This is a genomic window from Clostridium ihumii AP5, assembly GCF_000612845.1.
Lineage (GTDB): Bacteria > Bacillota > Clostridia > Clostridiales > Clostridiaceae > Clostridium_J > Clostridium_J ihumii.
On record NZ_CCAT010000062.1, the window covers coordinates 123,857 to 150,335 of the forward strand.

Genomic DNA, 26,479 nt, shown 5'->3' on the forward strand with positions numbered 1-26,479 from the left:
GATTTAATTTTATAACATGTATATTATTAAGGGGGAACTATGGAAAACATATTAATTGTAGAAGATGATAATAGTATAGTTTTAGGGCTTAAATATTCATTAGAACAAGAAGGCTTTAATGTAGGTATTGCTAATACATTAAATGAAGGTAGAGAAAAACTTAAAGAAAAGATTTACAACTTAGTACTTCTTGATATAAATCTTCCTGATGGAAATGGATATGAATTTTGTAAAGAGATAAGACAAAATAGTGATGTTGGTATAATATTCTTAACTGCATGTGATGAAGAAGTTAACGTAGTTATGGGACTTGATATTGGTGGTGATGATTATATTACAAAACCTTTTAGAGTAAGAGAGTTAATTTCAAGGATTAAAGCAGTTATTAGAAGAAAAACTAATGTTTCTAAAGTTGATAAAAAGGTATCTATTTTTGGAGATTTAAGGATTTGTTCTTTAGATGGAAAGGTATACAAAGGTGATGAAGAAGTTATTTTAACATTGCTAGAATATAAACTTTTAATGATGTTTACACAAAATTCTAATATTGTTCTTACAAGAAATCAGATTCTTCAAAAGCTTTGGGATGAAGCCGGGGAATATGTAAATGATAATACTTTGAGTGTTTATATAAAAAGATTAAGAAGTAAAATAGAAGAAGATATAGGAAGTCCTAAATTTATATTAACAGTAAGAGGTGTTGGATATAAATGGGCATGGAAGGAGAATAATTAATGAGAGGTATTTTGAAAAATCCAGAAGCTAAAAGAAACTATGGAATTTTATCCATAGCTTTTTTTCTGTTCCTTATAATAAGTTTATTTATTTCTTCATATTCATTGAATTTGTTAAAGAAAGAAATAGTTAGATGTAATACTAGCATTGTAGGGAAAATATTAGAGAAAAGACCAGAGCTTGAAGATGAAATTATTGATATAATTACTAAAAATAATGCAAGTAAGAAAGCGTTTAACTTAGGAAAAGAAACATTAGAAAAATATAATTATAGTGAAAATATGAAATTTAGCTATGAAGTAGCTATTAAAAGAATAGAAAGCAAAGTGTTTGCTATAAATATTTTAAATATAGTGTTAATATTTACAGCTATATTTATTATTAGTACATCAATTTTAAAAATATTTTATAAAGAAATATTTCATATTGAAAAATTTACAGAAAAAGTTGTAGAAGGAGATTTTAATTACAAACTAGATAATTATTCTACTGGTGATATAGGAAGGCTTAAGAATAATTTAGTTAAAATGACTTCAATGATGAAGGAACACATAGAAATAGAGAAAAATGGTCAAAGATTTTTAAGTGAAATAATTTCAGATATATCACATCAACTTAAAACACCAATGACATCACTTATCATGTTTAATGATTTAATGGAAGATGAAAATATGAATTGGAATTCTAGAAAAGAATTTTTAAATAATAGCAAAAATCAGCTTTTAAGAATGGAATGGTTAATAAAAAGCTTATTAAAATTATCTAAATTAGATGCAGGTGTTGTAAACTTTAAAAGTGATAAAGTCAATTTAAATGAAATATTAAGTGAAGTTATTAAATTATTATCTCCAATGATTAAAGAAAAAAATCAAAATATAATATTAATAGGAGATGAAAATTCATATTACCTAGGAGATTATAATTGGTCATTAGAGGCATTTATTAATATAGTAAAAAACTGTATAGAACATACAGTTGAAAGTGGAGTTTTAGAAATATCTTATGAAGACAATGAATTATTTGCTGAAATTCATATAAAGGATAATGGTGAAGGAATAAAAAAAGAAGATTTACCTCATATATTTGAAAGATTTTATAAAAGCAGTACATCATTTAAAACTGAAAGTGTAGGTATAGGTTTGGCACTTTCTAAAACTATAATAAAGAATCAAAACGGAAGCATAACTGTAAAAAGTGAATTAAAAAAAGGGACAGAGTTTATAATAAAATTTTTAAAAATTACATTATAGGGTTCAAAGTTCATCTTCATAATTATTAGTTCCAAAACTTGGATACCCTTAAGAGTGAGACTAGCTCGGAATCATTTTATAGTAAGTATTTCTTTTGAAAGCAATATATTTACAGCTTAAAAAGTAGTTTTGAATTCGAGCTTGTTTCCCTATATAAATCAAAAGTGACTAAAATGTCATTTTATAATTCACTAATAAGTAAGGTTAATAAGTTAAAGTATTAGATGTAAGGTAAATACAATTTAAAATAAAATCTTTTAAGTGAGGTAATAAAATGGAAATACTAAGAGTGGAAAATTTATGTAAAGTATATGGTAATGGTGAAAATAGAGTAGATGCATTAAAAAATATAAATTTAACTGTGAAGAAGGGTGAATTTATTGCAATAATAGGACCTAGTGGTTCAGGTAAATCCACATTACTGCATTTACTAGGAGGAGTTGACAAGCCAACTAGTGGAAAAGTTTATGTAGATAATACAGATATATATTCTTTAAATGAAAAAAAGCTTGCAGTTTTTAGAAGAAGAAATTTAGGAGTTATATTTCAATTTTATAATTTAATACCAGTTTTAACAGCTAAAGAAAATATATTATTGCCAGCAGAACTTGAAGGCAAGAAGATAGATAAAGAGTATGTAGAAGATATAATAAAAACTTTAGGATTAAAAGAAAGAGAAAATTATCTTCAAAATCAGCTTTCAGGTGGACAACAGCAAAGAGTTGCAATAGGACGAGCACTTATAAATAAACCTAGCATAATACTTGCTGATGAACCAACAGGAAATCTAGATAGTAAAAACTCTAAAGAAATAATAGAACTTTTAAAACTTACTGTAAAAAAATATAACACATCACTAATACTTATAACACATGATATAAATGTAGCAGCAGAAGCAGATAGAATTGTAAAAATAGAAGATGGAATTTTAACAGAAAATGAGGTGATGTAATTATGGGGTTCTATACATCGCTTACAAAAAAATATATGAGCAAAAATAAAAAGAGAACAATAGTTACTATGATAGGTATAATACTTTCAGCAGCCTTAATTTCAGGGATAGGTACCATAGCTGAAACAATGATTGAATTTAATTATAGAACTGCTGTAGAAGAAAATGGTTTTTATTATGGTGAATTTAACAGTATAAAGGGTGCAAAAGTCAAATATTTAGAGGATTCTGTTAATACTAGTGAATCAATTGTAGAAGAAGCTATAGGGGTTGTACCATTAACTAACTATAAAAACAAAACGTTAATAATAAATGCATTAAGTGATGAACCAAAAGGTTTAATACCAATGGAAATAAAAGAAGGAAGTTTCCCAAAAAATTCAAATGAAATAGCAGTTAGTAGAATAACTTTAGAAAAATTAGGACAAAATCTTAATATAGGTAGTGAAGTAGATTTAAAAGTTATAGATAAAAATAAAAATCAAAAAGAAAAGTCATTTAAAATTGTTGGAATAACAAATTCAATAGGTGAAAGTGAAAGTGGACATAATTTCTTTGCGACAAGTTGTATAGATAACATAAATGAATCTAAAGATTATAATGTGTACCTAACTTTAAAAAGTAAGAAAGATATAAGAGCACAATTTGAAGATATGAGTGCTAAAGCTGATATAGAAAAAGTTAAAGATGAATATCAAAACATGGTTTACCCAATCAGTTATAATGAAGCATTACTTACAATTTATGGACAGAGTAATTATGATTCTTTTAATAAATTTATGACAAATTTCTGTATAGGAATAGGAACATTAGTGCTAATTGCAACTATTGCAACAGTATATAATGCGTTTTCAATATCTATATTAGAAAGAAAAAAAGCATTTTCAACTTTAGCATCTGTAGGAGCAACAAAAGGACAAATAAAAAAAGTTGTATTTATTGAAGCTATGATGATGAGTGTAGTGTCAATACCTATAGGGATATTATGTGGAACTGTAGCATTAAAGCTTGTATTTAAAATAATAAACACATTTTTAAAAGAGTCTGCTATAGGAATAATGAATTTACATGGAGTTATAACATTAAGAGTTGTTTTAATAAGTTTTTTAGTTGTGTTTATAACAATAATAATATCTGCATTAATGCCAGCACATGCAGCGGCAAAAACATCGCCTATAGAAGGAATAAGAGGGCAAAAGGATTATAAATTTAAAAAGGTTAAATCTGGAAGAATTATAAAGAAAATATTTGGTGTTGAAGGTCAGTTATCATATAAAAACTTAAAGAGAAATAAGAAAAAATATAGAATAACTTTATTATCACTTGTATTTAGTATAGTATTATTTTTAACATTTACATCTATAGAAGGCACATTTGTAAAGACTTTTGATATTGCTAGTGGTAGTTTTAATTATGATTTTTATATAGCTGGCACAATCACAGATGGAGCTAGAAAAAAAATAAATTCTGTTAGTAATATAGAAGATATAACTAATTTAAGTTTTATGACTTGTGAGTCTAAGTTTAAAGAAAGTGAATTTACAGATAAGGCTAAAGAAATGTTTGAAGTTAAGGGTGATACTACTTTAAAATCTAGATTTTGTGCAATTACAGATTCTGAAATAGAAAATTACATTAAAAAATCAGATATTGATAGTTTTAATAAAGAAGAGGCTATAAAGGAAAACGGTGTAATTTTAGTAAATTCTAATATATTTATGGGAAATGGTAATGCAACAGAATTTGAAGTATTAAATTTAAAGGTTGGTGACTATATAACTTTAAATAAGGAAAATAATGGTGAAACTAAAGTAAAAATATTAAAAATTACAGATAAAGTGCCAATAGGCCTTGATAAAACATTAAAAGGACCACTTTTAATAACAAATGAAAATGTATTTAATAATGTAGTGAATGCTTTGAAATTAGATGCTAAAACGGGTGTATATCATTCAATAAATATAAAATCTAATGATACTAAAAAGACAGCTAAGCAATTAGAGAAAATAGAATCAGAGGAAACAATATTTGTTTCAAGTATGGATGAAGAAAGAAAAAATCTAGATCAAACTAAGATAGTAATGAGAATATTCTTAAATGGATTTGTAGCTATCATAGCACTTATAAGTGTATCTAACATAGTAAATACTATTCAAACTAACATTGCACTTAGAAAAAGGGAGTTTGCAATGATACAATCTATAGGGGTTACTCCTAAGGGATTAAATAAAATATTATATTTTGAAAGTATGTATTATGGAATAATGTCACTATTTATAGGACTACCTATAGGACTTCTTATAAATTATGCAATTTATAATGGACTTAAAAAAACTATTGCATTTAAATATGAATTTCCATTTATATATGTAGCAATAACTGTAGTAGCGATTTTTGCAATTGTATACTTAGCAGCATATTTCCCAATAAAAAAATTGAAAAAAGAAAATATAATAGAAAATGTAAAGATGGAAAATGTGTAATATGTTAATATAAAGGTAAATTACAAATAGGAAGGGTATGATTTTATGACACCATTTAAATTTGCGTTTATCTTTATGTGCAGAGGTTTTAGTCATGAAAAGCAAAAGGCTTTAATAAATCATAATGGAACAGAAGTATCAGTATATGGAGTAGATTCTTTAGAAGAAGCAGTAGAACTTTCTAAAAAGCTTTTAAGAGAAAATGTGAAACTTATAGAGTTATGTGGTGCTTTTTGTGAAGATGGAGCAAGAAAAATTATTGAAGCAACAGATAATAAAGTAGCTGTTGGATTTGTTACACACTCTGAAAGTGAAGAAGAAAAATTTAAAGCATTATTTGGATAATGAGAAAACAAAGAGTCTTTTGGACTCTTTGTTTTTTGTAAAGGCTATTTAAATCCATTTATTTCTTTTTTTAATCTGTCAAAATAATCATCCATAAATTTTAGTCTTTCGTTTGCAATTTCTTTGCCCTTTTTAGTATATAATTTATCAGGAATTTTTTTTAATTTTATTTCGTATTCTATAAATGGGTTATGTTTTGAAACATCTTTTATTCTACCATTTTCAGTAGTATTATGTTCAAGGTAGTGATTTAAATCTTGAATAATTTCTAATCGTTGTCCAAATTGACCTGCTAACATAAAAGTGCGAGCAATTCCACTTGCACCAATAATATCTAACTTATCCGAATCAAAAAGTATTTTTGCTTCAATTGAAGTAGGTTCATTTCCAGTTCTAAATCTATGAGTCAAAATGCAATGTTTAATTTTTTCAATTGTAGTTTTTTGATATTTTAAATCTTTTAAAATATCCTCTGCCATGGAACTTCCCAAAACAGAATGATCGATTACTCCTGTTTTATCTTGACTTTCTTTAACTCTTGCAATATCATGCAATAAGGCTGAGGGAATAAGAACATTTAAGTCAACATTTTCTTCGTATTTTGCAATGAATAAACAAAGGTTGTATACTCTAAACACATGATCTAAATTGTGTGCTGAACATGTTAAATTATTTTTCACAATTTCTATAATTCTTTTATGATTTATTTCTGAATTCATTTACTTTCCTCCTAAATTATATAACTTTAATAAATATAGATTAACAAATATACAATATTTTGTAAAAGTATATATTTTTTCAATTGTATAGATTTTAGTATATATTCCATATATACTTTTTAGTAAGGATATGAAATATGGGGGATTTAATTCAATGGCATATTTAGAAAATGTACAATATTTAAATGATTTTTTTAGAGAAAAATGGTATGACACTGATGTAGAATTGAACTTAAATATGAAAACTATCAACTATATAGAAAAGAGAAAGATTGAGAAAAAATTCGATTCCTTTATTGATTTACTTATAGAGCATATAGAAAGTTTTCCACTGGAATTAAATAGTAGAAAAGTTTGGAAAGAAAGAGGAAATAAACTTATAGATGAAATGATTTTAAATGAAGACATTTTTAAATTAGGGAGAATAAATAGCAATATGAAAAATCAGTTTTTTATAAGTACAAAGAAATTTATAGAGGAATGTAAAGAATTTGATGATGAAATAAAGTATGATGAAATAGGTCAAGCTATGAGAAATGTATGGATAGTGAATATACTTCAAAATATTATGGGGAAAGATATATGCTTTACAAAAGCTATATTTGGATATAGCATGTTATATCCTTATACAGATAATTATTTAGATAATGTAAATATATCTATGAAAGAAAAAATTCAGTTTAATGAGTTTTTTTCTAAAATATTAAATGATGAATATGTTGAATTAGAAGGAGCTTATAAGTTGAAAATATATAAACTAGTTAAAAATATAGAAGAAGTATTTGAAAGAGATAAATACAAAGATGTTTATGAGAGCCTTTTATTAATTCATGAGGGACAAAAAAATAGTCTCATACATCAAGAATGTTTAAGTATACCATATGAAAGAGATATGCTTAAAATATCTATAGAAAAGGGTGGAGCATCTGTGCTTGCAGATGCTTATCTTGTAAATGGAAATTTAAGTGATGAAGAAAAAGAGTTTGCATATGGATATGGATTTTTACTTCAAATTTGTGATGATTTTCAGGATGTAAAAGAAGATATAGAAAACAATCATATGACTGTAGTATCTCAAATTGCAAATAAATATCCACTAGATGTAATAGCGAATAAATTGATAAATTTTACTTTAAACTTAATAGATAATGCTACTTGTTTTAAATGTGATAATGTAATTCAATTAAAAGAACTTATAAAAGATAATTGTATAAAAATGATAATGTTTGCAATAGTATTAGGAAGAGAATATTTTACTAAAGAATATGTAAAGAATATAGAAAAATATCTTCCATTTAGGAAGTCATATATAGATAATATTAGAGATAATGTAAAAAATAAATTTAGCAAATTAAAGAAAAGCTATCACTCCGTAAGTATAGAAGATATAGTTTTTGAATTAATAGTATAAATAAATATAAAAGCAAGGAATGTGTAATAACATTCCTTATTTTTATGTATTTTAAAAGAATAATCACCATGAAATTTTATACAATATTTGTATAAAGTTTAAAAATATAAAAGTTTTTCAAAAAATATTCAGAATATTATAGCTGTTTCGATAAAATATTTAGGGAGGGGATTTTTATGAGAAAAACTATTTATAAAGAGCTGATTATTTGGATTACAACATTTCTAATTTTATCTGTAGTTATTGTAACTTTAGTTAATAGCTTTACAACAGTAGATAGTATCAAAGATGATGTTATTAATATAATGGATTTAGAAACGCAAGATATTTCATCATTTGTTGATTATCTTTATTCTAGAAATAAAGATGGAATGGAGTATGTATCTAAAAGTGAAGAGTTATTAAATTTAAATGACCAACATATTAAAAATAAAACTAGGGAGATGTTTGAAGATTATATTAATAGTATGGAGGATGTAGAATCTATTTATATAGGAACTATTAATGGAGACGTTATAAGGCCAGTAAGCAAAAATGTTGATAAAAAATATGATCCTAAAGAAAGACCATGGTATAAAGTGGCTAAAAGTAATGAAGGAGATGTAGTTGTTACAGAACCTTATGAAGATACTATTAATAAGGGCACATATATGATTACGTTTGCAAAACTTATAAAAGATAAGAATGGTAAGGAAATTGGTGTTTTAGCATCAGATATAAATTTAGATAAGTTATCAGAAAAAGTTTCAAAAATGACAATAGGAAAAGAAGGATATGCTGAGGTAATAAGCAATTCAGGGATAATTATAAGTCATAAAGATAGTGAGCTTATTACTAAAAATATAGATGAATTTGAAGAAGTAAAAAATGTAATAGAAAATGAACTAGATTTTAATGTAATAGATGTGAATAACGAAAAGATGTATGTACATAATGTTAAAAACAATTCTATGAATTGGAGTATTTTATCTATGTTACCGCAAAAAGAAGTTATGAGCAAATGTATAAAATCTGTAAATTCAGCAATATTATTTTGTGTAGTTTATATACCAATAGTAATAATTTTATTAAATTTAATTATAAAGAGGAAAATAGTTAAACCTATAGTAAAAGTTACCAATAATATAAATACAATGGGGCATGGAGATTTTACTTTAGAAATAGAAGAAGATAAAAACTTAAATATTGAATTATATTCTATAAATAATGCATTAAAGGTTACTATAAATAGTATTTGTAATATATTAGAAAACTTAAAAGTTGCATCATCAACCCTTAAAGAATCTGCAAATTCTGTTTCTAAACAAACAATGCAAAGTAGTGATGCATCTATAGAAATTGCTGAAAATATAACTAATGTTGCCAGTATTTCAGATAATCAAAATAGTGATATTGAAAAAATTACAGATAGAATAAAAGATTTAGAAGAAGAAATAAATAGTTCTAATTTGTATAGTGAAGAACTTAACAATGCATGTAAAGATACAAAACTTTGTTGTGATTATGGAATAAAGTCTATAACTGAGTTAAGAGATATTTTCAATAAAAATTTAGCAGCAAATAATGAAATGACTAAAGAAGTAGAATTATTAAATGAAAGTTCTAGTAAAATAGAATATATTGTTAAAAGCATTAAAGAAATAACAGATCAAACTAATCTTTTAGCATTAAATGCTAGTATTGAAGCTTCTAGGGCTGGAGAGGTTGGAAAAGGATTTATGGTTGTAGCAGATGAAGTTAAAAAGCTTGCTATTGAGTCTTCAAACTCTGCAACACAAATAAATGATGTTGTAAATCAAATGAAAGATATAATAAATAGTGTTATAGAAAAAACTATAAATGCATCAAATCTTATGAGTAAAACTAATATCAGTGTAGACTCAACAAATGATAATTTTAAAAATATATTAAATAGTATGGATAAAGTTAATGAGAATGTTGAAAGAGTGAATAACTCACTTTACAATATAAATGAAAGTAAGGAAGTTGTAGTTATTAAAGTTAATGAAATAGCATCTTCAGGTCAAAATGTACTAGAATCATCCCAAAAAGTAAGTGCTGCAACAGAAGAGCAATGTGCATCACTTGAAGAAGTTACAGCATCTTGTGAAAAATTAAACTCTTTAGCAGAGGAAATAGATAAAATAGTAGATAATTTTAAATTTTAATACATTTTAGGATTTATATAATAAAGTATTGGATTTATAGGCTCGAAAATATTTACATTCGAGCCTGTTCTACTATAAAAATATTTATTTATCAAAAACCCCACCATTTTTAGTGCTTATACGTGCTTTTTGAGCTCCACCTATGGATTTTTGAGGACGTCCCTTAGAATTTTGATTAGCACTAGCTTTCTTTTTGTCTTCAATAATTTTTTTCATCATTTCTAAATTTTTATTAGACATAAAATAACCTCCTATATGCTCTTTAAAAAGAACATTTAACATAATAAAATTATATTACAAAATAAGATATACTTTAATAAAAAGAAAAATCGAAATAATTTGACAAATGATTTGTTAAATGTTATGTTTGAATTGTAATTAATGGCTAAATTACAATTATTTTAAATACTAATTAAAAGTTTCTAACATATTTTATTTAGAATAATTTTAGGGGGAAGAGAAAATGAGTAAAGATCCAAGAAAAATGTTGAAAGAGTTTCAAAGCGGATTAAATGGCTTAGGAAAGACTAACATAGAGCATGTAAGAGCATTTATGAATTTATTAGGAACTACATATAAGGAAGATGGTTTAAGCACAAAAACAAAAGAACTTATAAGTGTTTCTATAGCTGCATATAGTCGTTGTGAATATTGTATAGTATTCCATGTTTACAAAGCTCTAGAAGCTGGTGCAACAAGACAAGAAATATTAGAAGCAGCAATGGTAGCAGTAGCTTTCGGTGGTGGTCCAAGCATGGCTTACACTGTTACATTACTTAAAGATTCATTAGATGAATTTGAAAAAGATTTTCAAAAATAATGATATAAATATAGAAATAAAGATGGAAATACAATTTTCATCTTTATTTTTATTTAGGAATACTTTAAAATAATAGAAACAAAATATAAATATAATATTTTAAATTTAAAATAGTGAGTACATAATAGAAAATTATGAGGTGATAACTTGATTAAAGTCATGAATATGTCTACATATGATTGTGATTTAGAAAGATTTAATCATGATAGTATGGAGCTTGAAAAATTTTTGAAAGAGAATAACTTAGATGGTATAGAGCTTTTAGAAATAGAGAATTTAAATGAGAAATCAATAAATAAAGATTTAATAAAAGGAGTACATTTATCATCTTACTCTAATTGGATGGATTTTTGGAGAGAAGATAGAGAAGCTTTATTGAATCAGTTTAAAGATGAAAATGAGATAAAAAAGTACTATGGTGCATTAAATAAAGAGATATTAATAGAAAAATATAGAAAAGAAATAAAGATTGCAGATAAAATCGGTGCTAAATATGTGGTATTTCATGTTTTTAATGTAGCTATTAGAGAAGCATATGATTTAAAATTTAAATATAGCAATGAAGAAATTATAAATGAAACTATAGATTTAGTAAATCAAATTTTAAATGGTTTAGATTGTAGTGTTACTATATTATTTGAAAATTTATGGTGGACTGGACTTACATTATTAGAAAATAATATAATAGAAAAATTAATGAGTGGTATTCAATATAAAAATAAAGGAATAATGCTTGATACAGGACATTTGTTACATAATAATATGGACATTAAAAATAGCAATGAAGCAGCATTATACATAATTAAAGTTTTAGAAGATTTAAAAGAAAATATAAAATACATAAAAGGTATACATCTTAATTATTCTGATAGTTATGATAGAAAAAAGGAAATAGAAATTTTAAAGAATGGGTCTATAGAAGAAATGAAAGAAAATTTATTTTATTACATTATGAAGATAGATCAGCATAAACCTTTTGAAAGTGAAAAAGTAAGAGAAATAATAAGAATGTGTAATCCAGATTATTTGACTTATGAATTTATAACTAGCACAGTAGATGAATTAAAAGAATTTATAAAAATTCAAAATAATATTTTAAAATAAAGTGTTAAACTACTATAATTGACAATGTAGTAGTTTTTTTTGTTATATGATATAGTTAATAGTATATATTTACAAAGGGGTTAAAACTAAGCTATTATAGGGTTCCAAGTTCAAATTTAAAGTAATGTATTTCTCAAATGATACTACTAATCTTACAGTTTATTGGTATATTTATATTTGGAACCAGTTGTCAATTTTAAAAAATATAGATTAAAACTTAAAATTAAAATTCTCAACTGAAACATGAATAACTTAAACTTTAAACTTGTATTTCTATATAGGGTTCCAAACTAAAAAAATGAAATTATTCAAATATCAGATGCGAATAATGTTAGTAAAGGGAACAGTAATTATTTCAAATAAAAATTGATTGGGAGAAGGATAATGGAAGAAGAAAATAAAAGAGGTTATCTAAAAAAAGATTTTGAAATATTTCATTTAAAGGATAAAAAAGATCTAGAATTTGAATTTCATTATCATGATTTTAATAAGATAATTATATTTCTTTCAGGTAAAGTTACTTATTTAATAGAAGGGAAAGCTTATAAATTAAAGCCATGGGATATACTTTTAGTAAATAGCAATGAAATTCATAGACCTATAATAGATTCAAGTGAAGTTTATGAAAGAATTGTAATATGGGTGAATTCAAAATTCATAATTAGTCATAACAGTGATGAATGTAACCTTCTAAGTTGCTTTAATAAATCATCTTTAGAGAAAATGAATCTTTTAAGATTAAATAAAGTATTTTTAGAAAAATTAAAACCTGTACTTTTTGAGTTAGAAAAATCTAAAAATGATGATGAATTTGGAAGTCATATATTGAGTAATTCGTTATTTTTGCAATTTATGGTTTATCTAAATAGGTTATTTTTAGATAAAAATAATTTAAATGAAAATATAATTGATATTGAGTATGATGAGAATATAGAAAAAATTTTAGAATATATAAATGAAAATTTAATTGAAGATTTATCAGTTGAATATTTAGCATCAACTTTATATATAAATAAATATTATTTAATGCATAAGTTTAAAGATCAGACAGGATGCACCATTTATCAGTATATATTGCAGAAAAGACTTATTAGAGCTATAAGTCTTATGAAAAAGGGCAAAAACATTACTGAAGCATGTATGCAGAGTGGATTTAAAGATTACTCTAATTTTTCCAGGTTATTTAAAAAAACATTTAAGGTATCACCAAAGGAATATAAGGAAAATTACATGCAAGATAATTATTAAATTATAAAATGAAATTTGGAGGATTTATAAATGGAGAAACTTTATTATGAAGATCAATATATTAAGGAGTTTGTTGCTGAAATTGTAGATGTTAAAGAAAAAGATGATGAATTCCATGTGGTATTAGATAAAAGTGCCTTTTTTGAAGGGGGCGGAGGTCAGTTTTGCGACTTAGGAACAATAGAAAACTCTAATGTTATTAATGTGTATGAAGAAAACGGAACATTATATCATGTTGTAGATAAAAAACCTATAAAAATACATAAAGTTAAGTGTAAATTAAATTGGGATAGAAGACAAGATGGAATGCATCAACATTTAGGACAACATGTTCTTTCAGGTTGCTTTTTTACACTTTTTAATGCTAATACTGTAAGTTTTCATTTAGGTAAAGATTTTAGTACTGTAGATATACAAGGAATATTAGATGAGGAAAAGGTAAGAGAAGCAGAAAAACTTGCTAATAGTATTATAAATGAAAATTTAGTTGTTGAATCATTTGTTCCATTAAAAAAGGATTTGAAAAAATTAAAGTTAAGAAGAGCACTCCCAAAAACAAATGAAGAAATACGTGTAGTTAAAATTGGCGATTTAGATATAAATGCATGTTGTGGTGTACATCCGAGTAATACTATGGAACTTAGAATGATTAAGATAGTAAAGTATGAGAAGAATAAAGGAAATACAAGAATAGAGTTTTTAGCAGGTAAAAGAGCTATAGATGATTCTTTAAAGAAAGATTTATTTTCAAACAATATATGTAGATATCTAAGCAGCAGTGAAGAAGAGGCTATAAATACAATAAAAAATCTAAATGAACAAATAAAAGATTTATTAGATGATAATCGTAAAATTAGAGATATATTATCTAAATATGAAATTAAAGAAATGATAGATAAAGCAGATAAAATAAATAATGTTACAGTAGTTAAAAAAGTTTATGAAAATGAAAGTGCAAAATACATAAATAAGCTTGTAACAAAACTTGTAGAACATGAAGATACAATTGCTTTAATGGCACTTAAAGATGGAGAAAAAGCAAATTTAATATTTGCATGTTCTAAAAGCTTAAAAGATATAAATATGAATGAACTTTTAAAAGATAGTATAACACTTATCGATGGAAGAGGTGGCGGAAGTCCTGTTTTAGCTCAAGGTGGCGGAAAAAATAACAGTAATTTAGAATCCGTTATAGATTATGCATTCATGAAAATAAAGAAAATATATGAGTAAAATTAAATAGTTTAAAAATAAGCTTTAAATTTGGATTATAACTAAATTTAAAGCTTATTTAAATTTCTTATTATAATAAATTTAAAAAGTGAATTATGATAAAGTCTTTTTAATTTAGAATTTTCTTTTGTAATTTAAATATAAATATATAAGTCTATTATAAATAGTAATAACTAATGAATCTAAAGTCATTAATTGATATACTATTGAAGAAATAGATAGATAAAGTAAGTTTTAGAAGAATTTTGAATGCAGTTTAATAGTTTTATATATTAAAGAGAATTAAAATTTTTTATGAATAAATTATTACATATTAGATAATTTAATTACAAAATTATTTTATATATAAATTTATAATAATAGGGGGAATGTTAAAATGAAATTTAAAAGTAAACGATTAATTGCTTTAGTAGCAACATTAATTGTAGGTGCAAGTATTTTTGTAGGATGTGGAAGTAAAGCAAATAATAGTAAGGATGATACTAAAGCTACATCACAAGAAGTTAAAAACCATAAAATTATAGTTGGAGTGTCAACAGAATATTTTCCTTGGTGTTTTAAAGAAAATGATGAATCTAAAGGATTTGAAGTTGATGTTTGGAATGAAATAGGAAAAAGAGCAGGATATGAAATAGAATTTCAAACTGCCAAATTTAGTGGATTAATGGGCATGCTAGATGCAGGAAAAGTAGATACAGTAGCGCATCAAATGTCTACTACACCTGAAAGAAAAGAAAAATATGATTTTAGTGAAACATATGCATATAGCAAATATAAATTTATAATACCTAAAGATAGTAATGTAACAAAAGTTGAAGAATTAAAAGGCAAAAAAGTTGGTTGTGTTTTAGGTGGAAATGGAGAAAAAACAATAAAAGAGCTAAATGAAAAAGAAAATCTAGAATTGGAAATAGTACCTTTTGATGGTGTACCTATGGAAAAGGATATAGAAGCAGGAAGAATAGATGCTGGATGGTTATCAGAAGTTAAAGCAAAAACTACTATAGAGCAAGGTAAATTAAATTTAAAAGTAGCAGACATAAATACAGGTGTATATGAAATAAATCAATATCCTTTTAGAAAAGAAGAAGCAAGTAAGGAAATTATAGAAAATGTAAATAAAGCTATAAAAGAAATGCATGAGGATGGCAAATTTACTGAACTATCAAACAAGTGGTTTGGATTAGATACTACTAAAGAAAGTAATTAAGGTGGTTTATATGCCTACATTTGATTTTAAATTTGCAATGGATTTAATTCCTTTAATGTTAAAATATTTAATGGTAACTTTAAAAATATCATTTTTTTCTTTAGTTTTTGCATTAATTATAGGTACAATAATAGCATTAATAGTAGATTCAAAAGTACCTATACTTTGTCAAATAGCAAAAATATATGTATCTTTTTTTAGAGGAACACCATTAATTGCACAATTGTTTTTTATATATTTTGGATTAATTCAGCTAATACCAGGATTGAAAGGGTTAAGTGCAATTACATCTGCTATAATTGTTCTTAGTTTAAATGCTGCAGCATATTGTTCTGAGAGCTTTAGAGGCGCTATAAAATCTATTGATAAAGGGCAAATGGAAGCAGCATATGCTTTTGGAATGACATATTTTCAAGCTATGAGAAGAATAATACTTCCTCAAGCTATAAAAGTTGCAATTCCAACACTTGCTAATGTTTTTGCAGATATAATAAAAGGTTCTTCATTAGCATTTACTATAGGAGTAACTGAAATAATGGCAACAGCTCAATCAGAAGCAGCAGCAAAATACAAGTTTTTAGAAGCATTTACTTGTGTAATTCTAGTTTATTGGGCGTTAAGTGGAATTGTTGGATTTATTCAAAATAAACTAGAAAAGTCACTAAATATAACTTAATAAGGAGTATTTATTATGTTAAAAATAATTAATTTGAGTAAAAGCTTTGGAGAAAATAAAGTATTAAATAATATAAACCTAGAAATAAAAAAAGGTGAAGTAATAGCAGTTATTGGACCTTCTGGAACAGGAAAATCCACATTGTTAAGGTGTATAAATTTCCTTGAAGAGGCTGAAAAAGGATGTTTGAAATTTGGTGAATTGAATATAGATTTATCTTCAGCTCATAAAAAAGATATATTAAGTATAAGAAAAAGAACAGCTATGGTGTTTCAAAATTATAATTTATTTAAAAATAAAACTGCAATACAAAATGTTATGGAACCTTTAATTACTGTAAAAAAGGTTAGTAAAGATAGAGCAAAAGAAACAGCATTGGAAAATTTAAAAAAAGTAGGATTAGAAGATAAAAAGGATTGTTATCCATGTAAATTATCTGGTGGTCAGCAGCAAAGAGTAGCTATAGCAAGAGCATTAGCTGTAGAGCCAGAAATAATACTTATGGATGAGCCAACATCTGCATTAGATCCTGAACTTGTTGGTGAAGTTTTAGATGTTATTAGAAATTTAGCTAAAACTCAAATTACTATGATTATAGTAACTCATGAAATGAATTTTGCAAAAGATGTAGCAGATAGAATAATATTTATGGAAAATGGTTCAATAGTTGAGATCAGTAACTCTAAAGAATTATTTAATGAAAATAAAAACAGTAGGATAAACAAGTTTATTAAACAAGTTAAATAGAAACACGTCTATTTAAATTTTAATTTACAATGTATTTTACATATTTAAGTTATATAAAATAAGCTTTAAATTTGGTTTATAACTAAATTTAAAGCTTGTTTTTCTATTTTATAAGTATAAATATAGATTTTAAAAATAAATATATCTACGCTATAGCATATAAAAAATAAAAAAAAGTTTAAAATGTTCGTAAAAACTATTGGGTAATTTAAATTTTTGTGTTATTATAATAAACGTGTTCAAAAAAATGTCGAAAAGAGTGATAGCATGGAAAAATATTTTAATCTTAAAGAAAATAACACAGATGTAAAAACGGAAATAATAGCGGGAATAACAACGTTTATGACAATGGCATATATTTTAATTGTTAATCCGTCTATTTTATCAGCAGCAGGAATGGATTCAGGAGCAGTATTTACTGCAACAGCATTATCAGCTGTAATAGCAACATTAATAATGGGACTTTATGCAAAGCTTCCATTTGCTCAAGCACCAGGTATGGGATTAAATGCATTCTTTGCATTTACAATAGTAAAAACAATGGGATATTCTTATCAATTTGCATTAACTGCAGTACTTTTAGAAGGTATTATATTCATATTTTTAACACTTTTTAATGTTCGTGAAGCAATAGTAGATTCTATTCCAGAAAATATAAAAAAGGGAATATCAGTAGGTATTGGATTATTAATAGCATTAATAGGACTTGAAGGTGCCGGTATAGTAACTCATCCAGATGGAGGAGGAACAATAGTTGCACTTGGTAATATAATTTCAGGACCAGGACTTTTAGCCATAATAGGAATATTAGTAACATCAATATTATTAAGTAAAAATGTAAAGGGTGCACTTTTTATAGGAATGCTTGCTACAGCATTAATAGGAATTCCTATGGGAATTACAGAAATGCCAACTAAATTATTTAGTATGCCACCATCAATTAAATCTTCATTTTTTACTTTTGAATGGCATAATATATTTAGTTTTGATATGGTTATTGTTTTATTTACATTATTATTTATGGATATGTTTGATACTATAGGAACTTTAGTGGGTGTTGCTACAAAAGCAAAAATGCTTGATAAAGATGGAAAAGTTCCTAATATTAAAAAGGCACTTTTTGCAGATGCAATAGGAACAACATTAGGAGCATGTATAGGTACAAGTACTGTTAGTACATTTGTTGAAAGTGCATCAGGTGTTGCAGAAGGTGGAAGAACGGGACTTACAGCAGTTTCTACAGCAGTAATGTTTTTCTTGGCATTATTCTTATCACCAATATTTTCAGTAATAACTCCAGCAGTAACAGCTTCAGCATTAGTGCTTGTTGGATTATTTATGATAGAACCTATAAAAGAAATTGAATTAAATGATTATACAGAAGCAATACCAGCATTCTTAACTATTATAATGATGCCATTTTCATATTCAATATCAGATGGTATAGTTTTTGGAATAATATCTTACATAGTATTAAAAGTTTGTTCAGGAAAATATAAAGATATAAGCATAACAACAATTATAATAGGAATAATATTTATTTTGAAATTTTTAATATAAAGAATAAAGTTTATTTTAAAAAGTGAAGTAATTTTAAATTGCTTTGCTTTTTATTATATAAAATATTATTTGTATTTAAATATTTATGATAGTCTAATATAATAAAATATATATTAATTAGTGAATGAGCTATATTTTAGAAAGGATAAGTTGATTTTATGAAAAAAAAATTTGTTATGTCATATAGTTGTGGAAAAGATAGTACGTTAGCTCTTTATAGAATGATAAAAGAAGGGCATGAACCAGTAGGTCTTTTGGTAACTGTAGATGAGGAATTAAATAGAAGTTGGTTTCATGGAATAGAACAAAGGATATTAAATGATATATCAAAATCATTAAATATACCATTAATAATGATGAAATGTAATGGTGAAAATTATGAAAAATTATTTGAAGAAGTTCTTGAAAATTCTAAAAATAGTGGTGCAGACAGCTGTGTTTTTGGTGATATTGATATAGAAAATCACAGAAAATGGTGTAGTGATAGATGTAAAAATAGTAAACTTGAAGCGATTTTTCCATTGTGGCAAGAAAATAGAGAAAAAGTAACATATGAATTTATAGATAGTGGATTTAAAGCTATACTTAAAAATATTAATCTTGATTATTTAAATGAAGAGTTTTTAGGTAAAACTTTAACAAAAGAATTAGTAAAAGATATAAAAGAAACTGGTGCAGATCCATGTGGAGAAAATGGAGAGTATCATACTTTTGTTTTTGATGGTCCTATATTTAGTTTTCCTATAGAATTTAAAACTTATGGAAATATATTAAAAGATAAATATGGTTATTTAGATGTTCGTTAAATAATGTATAAATATACATTAAAAATGGGAAAATTAATAGCATTAAGTAGAAAAATAAAGAATCCAGTATTGAATGTAATTTATTTTATGGTTATTATTAGAATTGTAACGATTACATAGATGACAGATTTAAAAACATGTTATAAAATAGTATAGTAATTTACAAAGGTGAAAATCTTGTATTAACGTAGGAGGAATAATAATGAGAATATCAAAAAGAATAAAAAATGTTCCAGCATCTACTATAATGGAATTATTAACTTACTCAGCAGAGGCTAAAAAAAGTGGTAAAAAAGTTTATCATTTAAATATAGGTCAACCAGATATAAAAACACCAGACGGATTTTTCGATGCAGTTAAAAACTACAAAGAAGACGTTTTAGAATATGCATTATCAGAAGGTCTTCCAGAATTAATAGAAGCAATACAAAACTACTACAAAGGTTATGATATAAATTTTGCTAAGGATGAAATATTAATAGTAAATGGTGGTAGTGAAGCATTATTATTTGCAATGTTAACTATATGTAATGAAGGAGATAATATATTAGTACCAGAGCCATTCTATTCAAACTACAATAGTTTTGCAAATGCTGTAGGTGTTACTATAAGACCAGTTACAACATATGCTGAAAATGGTTTCCATTTACCATCAAAAGAAGAAATAGTATCTAGAATAGATAAAAATACTACAGCTATACTTTTATCTAATCCAGGAAATCCAAGTGGGGTTGTTTACACTAAAGAAGAAATTGAAATGATTAGTGAAATAGCTAAAGAAAATGATTTATGGATAATAGCTGATGAAGTTTACAGAGAATTTGTATATGAAGGAGAATATACAAGCTTTGGAAATATTAAAGAAGTAGAAGATAGAGTTATAATAGTAGATAGTGTTTCTAAGAGATATAGTGCTTGTGGAGCTAGAATAGGTTCTATAGCTTCTAAAAATAAAGAAGTTATGACAGAACTTTTAAAATTATGTCAAGCAAGATTATCAGTTCCAACATTAGAGCAAGTGGGTGCTATTGAGCTTTACAAAACTCCAACATCTTATTTAACAGAAGTTAATGAAGAATATAGAGAAAGAAGAGACGTACTTTATAATGAACTTGTAAAAGTTCCAGGAGTAATATGTAAAAAACCTACAGGAGCATTTTACATAATGGCGAAATTACCAGTAAAAAGTGCAGATGATTTCGTAAAATGGTTATTAAGAGAATTTGAAATAGATGGTCAAACAGTAATGCCTTGTCCAGCAGAAGGATTCTATGGTACAGAGGGACTTGGAAAAGATGAAATAAGACTTGCATATGTATTAGATAAAGAAACTTTAGCTGATGCAGCAAGAATATTAAAAGAAGGCTTAACTGAGTATTTAAAATTAAATAAATAATAAATTTTAAAAATCCCAAATAAACATTAGTTTATTTGGGATTTTTTTATGTAAACTAATAATTTAATATAGATATTTAGTAATAAAAAGGCTAAGTATAAACATAAGAATTAAACTAATTATTATGTTTATATAGAGGTTAAAAATAAGTTAAAACTGTGTTAAGTATAATGACTTATTTTTATGATGGTATCATAATCAGATTATAAATTAAATATAATATGTTTAATTACAAAGTTGTAAAAAAATATCAAGAGTAAAGGTTGTGATAATAATGGATGTAAGTGTTATATTGAGTTTATTAATTGGCATTTTATCTTTAATTGTAGCATTTGTTTTAGAAGGAGGAGCATTAGGATCATTGCTACAACCAACAGCAGCTTTAATTGTATTTGGTGGAACTATTGGTGCTATTGGAATATCATTTCCACCATCAGCTATAAAAAAAATTTTAAGAACAATAAAAGATTTGCTTAAAGTAAAAAAGAACAATAAAAAAGAATTGATTGAATTATTAAAGGAAATGTCGGCTAAAGCTAGATTAGATGGCATGCTTAGCTTAGAATCATATTTAACAAGAACAGATATAGACAAGTTTTTAATAAAGGGTCTTCAATTAGCAATAGATGGTGTACAACCAGAAGTTGTAAGAACTTCTTTAGAAAATATAAATGAAAATATTTCAGAAGGTAGATTAGAACAAGCAGAAATTTTTGAAGCAGCAGGTGGATTTGCACCTACCATGGGAATTATAGGAACTGTTATGGGGCTTGTACAAGTACTAGGGAACTTATCAAACCCAAATGAATTAGGTCCTAAAATTGCAGTTGCATTTATTGCAACACTTTATGGAGTAGCATCTGCTAACTTATTATGGATACCAATAGCAAATAGAATAAAATATATTGATAAGTTAGAGTCATTGGAAAAAGAAATTATTACAGAAGGTGTAATTTTAATTCAAGAAGGTGTAAATCCAAATTCATTAGAAACTCAACTACAAGGTTTTTTAAATGATTAATAATAATAATATTATTATAGAAGTGGTGATATTATGAGAAAAAAGAAAAAAGGTAAAAAGAAAGAAAGTGGAGAAAGATGGCTTTTAACATACTCTGATTTAATAACGTTACTTATGATATTTTTTGTTATTATGTATTCTTCAAGTAGCATAAATGCACAAAAATATAAAGCAATGTCAAATTCTTTTCAGTCTGTATTTGGCGGTGGAACAAATGTAATAGGTGAAGGTGGAAATGGAAGTGGAAATAGTGACGTTGATGAAAAAAATCAAGAGCCTAATGTAATTAATACAGAACTTGTAGAAAGTAAGAAACTCGAAAATATAAAATCAGAAGTTGATAATTTGATAAATGAATCAGATTTAAAAGAACACATAACTACATCTATTGAAGATAAAGGTCTTATCATTAGTTTTAAAGATAGTATGTTTTTTGAAAGTGGAAAAGCAGATATAACAGATTCTATGAAGGAACAACTAGATAAGGTGTCAAAATTATTAAATAAAATGAATAATTATATAAGAGTAGAGGGTCATACAGATAATATACCAATAAAGAATAATGATTTTTCATCAAATTGGAAACTTTCAGTGCTACGTGCATCTAATGTTGTAGAATATTTAATTGATAGTAATAAAATTTCTCCAGATAGAATTTCAGCAGTAGGATATGGAGAATATAGACCAATTTCAAGCAATGAAGGTGAAAGCGGAAGAAGCAAAAATAGAAGAGTAGATATTGTAATATTAAATTCAAAATTTGAAAACACAGAAAATAATTCGAAATAGTATGTTGTAAGTGCTTAAAATTTAAGCACCAAAATATAACTTAAAAATATAATAGTATAAAGTAGTATAAATTTTTATGCTAAATTTTCATTAAGGTGAGATATTTTATGAAAGATAAAGTAATAAAAATTTTATTTATTATACTTGCTATTTGCACATTGAATTATATAACAATTTTTGCAGAAGAAAATTTGTCTAAGTTTTTAAATTATGAGCAGGATATCCTTATAATTGGAAAAGTAATAAAAGTTTATGAGAATTCTATAGAGGTAAATGTAACAACTCAAATTACAAATAAGAAGATACCTAAAGGCACTGATATAGAAAAATTAAAAGTAAGTAACACTATAAAAATAGAAAATATAAAAGAGTATGATTTATTTAAAGGAAGCAAATCTAAAAAAGATAAAATATTAGAAAATGATATAATATTAGCATCTTTAAATAAAAAAGGTGATAATTTTATTTCAGCTAATGGTATTTACCTTGTGGATTCTATGAATTATGCAAATTTAAATGTATTATACTTAAAAGATAATAAAGATTATAGGAAAACTGCACTTATTATAAAGGAATTTATTAATAGCAATGGGGCTAAGAAAAGATTTAAGTCAGATGAAAAAAATGTTTATTACAATGGTAAAGTTATTAATGATAGTAGAATCGACTACAAAATAGAACATATGCTAAATTTAAAAGAAAATAAAGATGTTATTAAAAATGAAAAAGACAATATTGCTAATATAAGTAATAATGAAGCTTTAAAAATAATAATTGGAATATCTTTTTTAGTTTTAATTATATTAATAATAAATTATTTGCGAAAATAGAACTAAGACATTAAAAGTGGTACTTAATAATATTTAATACCACTTTTAATGTTTTCTTAATAAATATTGTTAAATTAAGTATATATATATGAGTATAAGTTAAATATATTTATTAAGGAGATGATAAGTAATGAAAACAGTACAAGAAATAATGAATAGTATTGAATATAATCAGGGGGAGTGCCCTCGAAAGGAAATTGAAGAACTTGCAATAAGAGAAGATGAATCCAGAAACTTTCTTATAGAGTATTTGAAAAATTTTAAATCAAATTATGAAAATTACATAGAAAATAGTCATTATTGGGGACATATATATGCTACATACCTACTAGCACAGTTTAAGGAAAAAATTCTTTTTAATATATATTTAGATTTGATAAAATTACCAGAAAAAATTTCTTTTAATTTATATGGTGATACATTAGTAGAAGATTCAGCTAAAATATTAGCAAGTGTATATGATGGTCAATTAGAAGATATAAAAAAAGCAATAGAAGATATAAAGATAAATTCTATGGCAAGAAGTGAATGTGCACATCTTTTAGTAATACTTACTTTAAATAATAAATTAAATAGAACTGAAATAGTTGAATATTTCAAATTACTTTTAGAGAAAAAGTTAAAAGATCGAAACATACATGTTATTACTGCTGTAATTAAAGGGTTAATGGATTTATATCCAGATAATAGTTTGGAAGTTATAAAGATGTGTTTTGCAAATGAAGAGGTAGATGAGTTTTTAGTATCTTTAAAAGATGTAGATGATACTTTGAAATTAGATAAAGAAGAAGTGTTAGATAGAAGCAAAGGAAAAAAAGAAAATTCTATGATTACAAATGCTGCTAAAATAATAAGTTCATGGGCCAGCTTTAAAGATGATGAACCTTTAAATATGGAGGAAATATTAAAAATATGTAATCAATCTATTTTTAAGGAAAATTTCAAAATTGATTAAGTAAAGTGTACAAATTTTAATTAAAAAAGTCTCTACAAAAGTAAATATTAAAAAATCAAATTTATTAGATGAGGGGTAGAAAAGATGAGAAAAGGAAGGTTACTAATAATAATTACTATTTTATTAGCAATGACTTCAATGATAGGTTGTGCAAAAGTTACTATAGAAAAAGATAATAGTGACAAAAATGAAAATGATAAAAAAGTGGAGATAAGTGTAAAAGAAACAAAAAAGGATGATGAAAAATCACAATCTATTAATAAGATTAAAAATGACAATGATGTTATAAAAAACACTGGTGAAAATTCAAATAATAATACAACTAAAAATCAATATGAGTTAGAATACAAAAATGGAGAAAGAACATTTAAATCAGAAGTTGTACCATATGAAGAAAGTGAGAAAGTCATTTTAGATGCATTAAAAGTAGAGATAAGTGATGAATATGATAAATTTAAAGATATATATGTACAAAATGATATATATTTAAATTACCCTAAACTATACAAAGAAAACTTAGAAAAAGGTAAGTATACTGAAAAAATAGTGATTCATAGTTTAAAAGTTTTAAGTAAGGATGAATACTCTAAAAATGAAAATGAAAAAACGTATTATGATTATATGGATAGGCTAGAAACTCTAAATCCAAAAGAATTTAAAATTGTAGAAGTTAAATATACTAATAAACTTTCAGAAAAACAAGATAGTATAGCACAATTTCCTAGTGGAACTTACACAAGATATTATGTTGTGGTGAAGGAAAATGAAAAATCTAACTTTAAAATATTTGATATTTATGGTCACTTAAAATAGAAATAGATTATAAACGGTGTAGTTAATTAATAAAACTACACCTTTTAATTTTATAAATAATATATTATGTTGACATTCGCCTAAGGCTAACGGTTAAAATGGTTAGTGAGAGGTGATAAGAAAATGAACAATAATTATAACATTAGTGAAATTGCTAAAATGTTTAATATAACAACTAACAAAATTAGATATTATGAAAAAAAAGGGTTATTAAATCTTATAAGAAATGAGGACAATGAATATAGAAAATTTAATAATGAAGATATAATTAAACTTCAATCAATACTTTTATATAGGTCAGTTGGTTTGTCTATTAAAGAAATAAAAGATATTTTAAAGAATAGTAGCACAAGTAACTTTTTAAATCATTTTAATAATCAGTGGGAAATAGTTAATAATGAAATTCAAAGATTAACGGTAATTAGAAGTGCTTTAGAAAAAGTCTTAGACAATTTATATGAAGAAGAAATTTTAAATGCCAAAGTAGATATACAAACAGTAATAGAAAATGCAAATAATATAAATTATGTTAAAAATAATTGGAGTGATAAATGGAACTTTGATAATTGGGCTAAAACTTATGATATTTCTGTATTAGAAAATAGAGGTGCTATAAAAATATATGAAAATTATGAGATGATTTTAGAAAAAGTTTATAAATTAGCTATTGAAAATGAGAAAGAGGACTGTACTATATTAGAAATAGGAGTAGGAACAGCAAATTTAAGTGGAAAATTTTTAAAAAATAATTATGATATAGTAGGAATAGATCAATCTAGAGAAATGCTTAATATAGCTAAATCAAAATATCCTAAATTAAAAGTTAGATTAGGAGAATTTTTAAAAATTCCATATGGTGACAAAAGCTTTGATGTTATAGTATCAACTTATGCTTTTCATCATTTAAATGAAGAGGAAAAAATAATAGCTATAGATGAGATGATGAGAGTTTTAAAAGATAATGGGAAAATAATTATAGGGGATTTAATGTTTAAAAATAAAAGTGAGGAAGAAAAACTATTAGAGACATTAAATGAAGAAGAAATATATGAAATAAAAGATGAATACTATTCTTATGTAGATACTTTAGAAATACATTTTAAAAAGTTTAATAAAAAATTAAGATATAAGAAAATAGATAGATTTATGTATGTAATTGAAATTATTTAATTTTAGGGTTAATTAACAAGCTTTTATTTAATTTTAAT

The 26,479-nt window shown here is 25.1% G+C and carries 25 protein-coding genes; 23 read left to right on the forward strand and 2 right to left on the reverse strand.

Annotated elements, in window-relative coordinates; genetic code table 11:
• Window positions 1-39: 39 nt before the first annotated feature.
• The 5 genes from BN346_RS11790 (at window position 40) to BN346_RS11810 (ending at window position 5,765) form a co-directional block, all read left to right on the forward strand.
• Complete coding sequence (locus BN346_RS11790; RefSeq protein WP_040328820.1) at window positions 40-735, forward strand: response regulator transcription factor; 696 nt, start codon at window positions 40-42, stop codon at window positions 733-735.
• On the forward strand, window positions 735-1,985 hold the full coding sequence (locus BN346_RS11795; RefSeq protein ID WP_040328822.1) for a sensor histidine kinase: 1,251 nt from the start codon (window positions 735-737) through the stop codon (window positions 1,983-1,985). The genes BN346_RS11790 and BN346_RS11795 overlap by 1 nt, the downstream gene beginning before the upstream one ends.
• A gap of 274 nt (window positions 1,986-2,259) precedes the next feature.
• The gene (locus tag BN346_RS11800) at window positions 2,260-2,937 is read left to right on the forward strand and encodes an ABC transporter ATP-binding protein (protein ID WP_040328823.1); all 678 of its coding nucleotides are present in this window, start codon (window positions 2,260-2,262) and stop codon (window positions 2,935-2,937) included.
• A gap of 2 nt (window positions 2,938-2,939) precedes the next feature.
• Window positions 2,940-5,420 (forward strand): ABC transporter permease, encoded by a 2,481-nt coding sequence (locus tag BN346_RS11805; protein ID WP_040328824.1) that lies wholly within the window; start codon window positions 2,940-2,942, stop codon window positions 5,418-5,420.
• A gap of 45 nt (window positions 5,421-5,465) precedes the next feature.
• Entirely contained in the window at window positions 5,466-5,765 is a 300-nt protein-coding gene (locus BN346_RS11810) for a DUF6506 family protein (RefSeq protein WP_203226298.1), read from the forward strand.
• 44 nt (window positions 5,766-5,809) lie between these two features.
• Here the strand turns inward: BN346_RS11810 and BN346_RS11815 are convergent, their stop codons facing one another.
• On the reverse strand, window positions 5,810-6,484 hold the full coding sequence (locus tag BN346_RS11815) for an HD domain-containing protein (RefSeq protein ID WP_040328825.1): 675 nt from the start codon (window positions 6,482-6,484) through the stop codon (window positions 5,810-5,812).
• A gap of 154 nt (window positions 6,485-6,638) precedes the next feature.
• Between BN346_RS11815 and BN346_RS11820 the strand changes: the two genes are divergently transcribed.
• Complete coding sequence (locus BN346_RS11820; protein ID WP_040328827.1) at window positions 6,639-7,895, forward strand: hypothetical protein; 1,257 nt, start codon at window positions 6,639-6,641, stop codon at window positions 7,893-7,895.
• A 176-nt stretch (window positions 7,896-8,071) separates the two neighbouring features.
• Window positions 8,072-10,063, forward strand: coding sequence for a methyl-accepting chemotaxis protein (locus tag BN346_RS11825; protein ID WP_040328828.1), 1,992 nt, complete (start codon window positions 8,072-8,074; stop codon window positions 10,061-10,063).
• Between the two features lie 84 nt (window positions 10,064-10,147).
• Here BN346_RS11825 and BN346_RS21945 read toward each other — a convergent pair whose 3' ends face one another.
• On the reverse strand, window positions 10,148-10,303 hold the full coding sequence (locus BN346_RS21945; protein ID WP_187372137.1) for a hypothetical protein: 156 nt from the start codon (window positions 10,301-10,303) through the stop codon (window positions 10,148-10,150).
• Window positions 10,304-10,526: 223 nt separating this feature from the next.
• Between BN346_RS21945 and BN346_RS11830 the strand changes: the two genes are divergently transcribed.
• The 16 genes from BN346_RS11830 to BN346_RS11905 all read left to right on the forward strand — a co-directional run bounded on the left by BN346_RS11830 (window position 10,527) and on the right by BN346_RS11905 (window position 26,441).
• Complete coding sequence (locus BN346_RS11830) at window positions 10,527-10,883, forward strand: carboxymuconolactone decarboxylase family protein (RefSeq protein WP_040328830.1); 357 nt, start codon at window positions 10,527-10,529, stop codon at window positions 10,881-10,883.
• Between the two features lie 147 nt (window positions 10,884-11,030).
• Entirely contained in the window at window positions 11,031-11,987 is a 957-nt protein-coding gene (locus BN346_RS11835; RefSeq protein WP_040328831.1) for a TIM barrel protein, read from the forward strand.
• Between the two features lie 384 nt (window positions 11,988-12,371).
• Window positions 12,372-13,235, forward strand: coding sequence for an AraC family transcriptional regulator (locus tag BN346_RS11840; RefSeq protein WP_040328833.1), 864 nt, complete (start codon window positions 12,372-12,374; stop codon window positions 13,233-13,235).
• A gap of 30 nt (window positions 13,236-13,265) precedes the next feature.
• Window positions 13,266-14,468: an alanyl-tRNA editing protein gene (locus BN346_RS11845; protein ID WP_040328834.1), complete on the forward strand. Its 1,203-nt coding sequence runs from the start codon at window positions 13,266-13,268 to the stop codon at window positions 14,466-14,468.
• Window positions 14,469-14,844: 376 nt separating this feature from the next.
• Window positions 14,845-15,678 (forward strand): transporter substrate-binding domain-containing protein, encoded by an 834-nt coding sequence (locus BN346_RS11850; RefSeq protein WP_040328835.1) that lies wholly within the window; start codon window positions 14,845-14,847, stop codon window positions 15,676-15,678.
• 10 nt (window positions 15,679-15,688) lie between these two features.
• Entirely contained in the window at window positions 15,689-16,354 is a 666-nt protein-coding gene (locus tag BN346_RS11855; protein WP_040328836.1) for an amino acid ABC transporter permease, read from the forward strand.
• 15 nt (window positions 16,355-16,369) lie between these two features.
• Window positions 16,370-17,101: an amino acid ABC transporter ATP-binding protein gene (locus BN346_RS11860; RefSeq protein WP_040328838.1), complete on the forward strand. Its 732-nt coding sequence runs from the start codon at window positions 16,370-16,372 to the stop codon at window positions 17,099-17,101.
• A 267-nt stretch (window positions 17,102-17,368) separates the two neighbouring features.
• Window positions 17,369-18,661 carry an NCS2 family permease gene (locus BN346_RS11865; RefSeq protein WP_040328840.1) on the forward strand — a complete coding sequence of 431 codons (1,293 nt, stop codon included), beginning with the start codon at window positions 17,369-17,371 and terminating at the stop codon, window positions 18,659-18,661.
• Between the two features lie 158 nt (window positions 18,662-18,819).
• Window positions 18,820-19,467 carry a Dph6-related ATP pyrophosphatase gene (locus tag BN346_RS11870; RefSeq protein WP_040328841.1) on the forward strand — a complete coding sequence of 216 codons (648 nt, stop codon included), beginning with the start codon at window positions 18,820-18,822 and terminating at the stop codon, window positions 19,465-19,467.
• A gap of 202 nt (window positions 19,468-19,669) precedes the next feature.
• Window positions 19,670-20,863, forward strand: coding sequence for a pyridoxal phosphate-dependent aminotransferase (locus BN346_RS11875; RefSeq protein WP_040328843.1), 1,194 nt, complete (start codon window positions 19,670-19,672; stop codon window positions 20,861-20,863).
• Between the two features lie 274 nt (window positions 20,864-21,137).
• Entirely contained in the window at window positions 21,138-21,884 is a 747-nt protein-coding gene (locus tag BN346_RS11880; protein WP_040328845.1) for a flagellar motor protein, read from the forward strand.
• Between the two features lie 33 nt (window positions 21,885-21,917).
• Window positions 21,918-22,673 (forward strand): OmpA/MotB family protein, encoded by a 756-nt coding sequence (locus BN346_RS11885; RefSeq protein WP_040328846.1) that lies wholly within the window; start codon window positions 21,918-21,920, stop codon window positions 22,671-22,673.
• Between the two features lie 107 nt (window positions 22,674-22,780).
• The gene (locus BN346_RS11890; RefSeq protein WP_040328847.1) at window positions 22,781-23,503 is read left to right on the forward strand and encodes a hypothetical protein; all 723 of its coding nucleotides are present in this window, start codon (window positions 22,781-22,783) and stop codon (window positions 23,501-23,503) included.
• 130 nt (window positions 23,504-23,633) lie between these two features.
• On the forward strand, window positions 23,634-24,458 hold the full coding sequence (locus BN346_RS11895; protein ID WP_040328848.1) for a DUF1186 domain-containing protein: 825 nt from the start codon (window positions 23,634-23,636) through the stop codon (window positions 24,456-24,458).
• Between the two features lie 84 nt (window positions 24,459-24,542).
• Window positions 24,543-25,271 carry a DUF4829 domain-containing protein gene (locus tag BN346_RS11900; protein WP_051540349.1) on the forward strand — a complete coding sequence of 243 codons (729 nt, stop codon included), beginning with the start codon at window positions 24,543-24,545 and terminating at the stop codon, window positions 25,269-25,271.
• Between the two features lie 123 nt (window positions 25,272-25,394).
• Window positions 25,395-26,441 carry a MerR family transcriptional regulator gene (locus tag BN346_RS11905; RefSeq protein WP_040328849.1) on the forward strand — a complete coding sequence of 349 codons (1,047 nt, stop codon included), beginning with the start codon at window positions 25,395-25,397 and terminating at the stop codon, window positions 26,439-26,441.
• Window positions 26,442-26,479 lie beyond the last annotated feature (38 nt).

What these genes read in the sequence shown, in the direction of transcription:
- BN346_RS11870 (WP_040328841.1), top strand. Translation starts at nt 18,820, where the DNA reads ATGAAAAAAAAATTTGTTATGTCATATAGTTGTGGAAAAGATAGTACG.
- BN346_RS11865 (WP_040328840.1), top strand. Translation starts at nt 17,369, where the DNA reads ATGGAAAAATATTTTAATCTTAAAGAAAATAACACAGATGTAAAAACG.
- BN346_RS11880 (WP_040328845.1), top strand. Translation starts at nt 21,138, where the DNA reads ATGGATGTAAGTGTTATATTGAGTTTATTAATTGGCATTTTATCTTTA.
- BN346_RS11890 (WP_040328847.1), top strand. Translation starts at nt 22,781, where the DNA reads ATGAAAGATAAAGTAATAAAAATTTTATTTATTATACTTGCTATTTGC.
- BN346_RS11825 (WP_040328828.1), top strand. Translation starts at nt 8,072, where the DNA reads ATGAGAAAAACTATTTATAAAGAGCTGATTATTTGGATTACAACATTT.
- BN346_RS21945 (WP_187372137.1), bottom strand. Translation starts at nt 10,303, where the DNA reads ATGTCTAATAAAAATTTAGAAATGATGAAAAAAATTATTGAAGACAAA.
- BN346_RS11875 (WP_040328843.1), top strand. Translation starts at nt 19,670, where the DNA reads ATGAGAATATCAAAAAGAATAAAAAATGTTCCAGCATCTACTATAATG.
- BN346_RS11885 (WP_040328846.1), top strand. Translation starts at nt 21,918, where the DNA reads ATGAGAAAAAAGAAAAAAGGTAAAAAGAAAGAAAGTGGAGAAAGATGG.
- BN346_RS11795 (WP_040328822.1), top strand. Translation starts at nt 735, where the DNA reads ATGAGAGGTATTTTGAAAAATCCAGAAGCTAAAAGAAACTATGGAATT.
- BN346_RS11810 (WP_203226298.1), top strand. Translation starts at nt 5,466, where the DNA reads ATGACACCATTTAAATTTGCGTTTATCTTTATGTGCAGAGGTTTTAGT.
- BN346_RS11840 (WP_040328833.1), top strand. Translation starts at nt 12,372, where the DNA reads ATGGAAGAAGAAAATAAAAGAGGTTATCTAAAAAAAGATTTTGAAATA.
- BN346_RS11830 (WP_040328830.1), top strand. Translation starts at nt 10,527, where the DNA reads ATGAGTAAAGATCCAAGAAAAATGTTGAAAGAGTTTCAAAGCGGATTA.
- BN346_RS11790 (WP_040328820.1), top strand. Translation starts at nt 40, where the DNA reads ATGGAAAACATATTAATTGTAGAAGATGATAATAGTATAGTTTTAGGG.
- BN346_RS11905 (WP_040328849.1), top strand. Translation starts at nt 25,395, where the DNA reads ATGAACAATAATTATAACATTAGTGAAATTGCTAAAATGTTTAATATA.
- BN346_RS11855 (WP_040328836.1), top strand. Translation starts at nt 15,689, where the DNA reads ATGCCTACATTTGATTTTAAATTTGCAATGGATTTAATTCCTTTAATG.
- BN346_RS11805 (WP_040328824.1), top strand. Translation starts at nt 2,940, where the DNA reads ATGGGGTTCTATACATCGCTTACAAAAAAATATATGAGCAAAAATAAA.
- BN346_RS11900 (WP_051540349.1), top strand. Translation starts at nt 24,543, where the DNA reads ATGAGAAAAGGAAGGTTACTAATAATAATTACTATTTTATTAGCAATG.
- BN346_RS11815 (WP_040328825.1), bottom strand. Translation starts at nt 6,484, where the DNA reads ATGAATTCAGAAATAAATCATAAAAGAATTATAGAAATTGTGAAAAAT.
- BN346_RS11895 (WP_040328848.1), top strand. Translation starts at nt 23,634, where the DNA reads ATGAAAACAGTACAAGAAATAATGAATAGTATTGAATATAATCAGGGG.
- BN346_RS11820 (WP_040328827.1), top strand. Translation starts at nt 6,639, where the DNA reads ATGGCATATTTAGAAAATGTACAATATTTAAATGATTTTTTTAGAGAA.
- BN346_RS11850 (WP_040328835.1), top strand. Translation starts at nt 14,845, where the DNA reads ATGAAATTTAAAAGTAAACGATTAATTGCTTTAGTAGCAACATTAATT.
- BN346_RS11800 (WP_040328823.1), top strand. Translation starts at nt 2,260, where the DNA reads ATGGAAATACTAAGAGTGGAAAATTTATGTAAAGTATATGGTAATGGT.
- BN346_RS11845 (WP_040328834.1), top strand. Translation starts at nt 13,266, where the DNA reads ATGGAGAAACTTTATTATGAAGATCAATATATTAAGGAGTTTGTTGCT.
- BN346_RS11860 (WP_040328838.1), top strand. Translation starts at nt 16,370, where the DNA reads ATGTTAAAAATAATTAATTTGAGTAAAAGCTTTGGAGAAAATAAAGTA.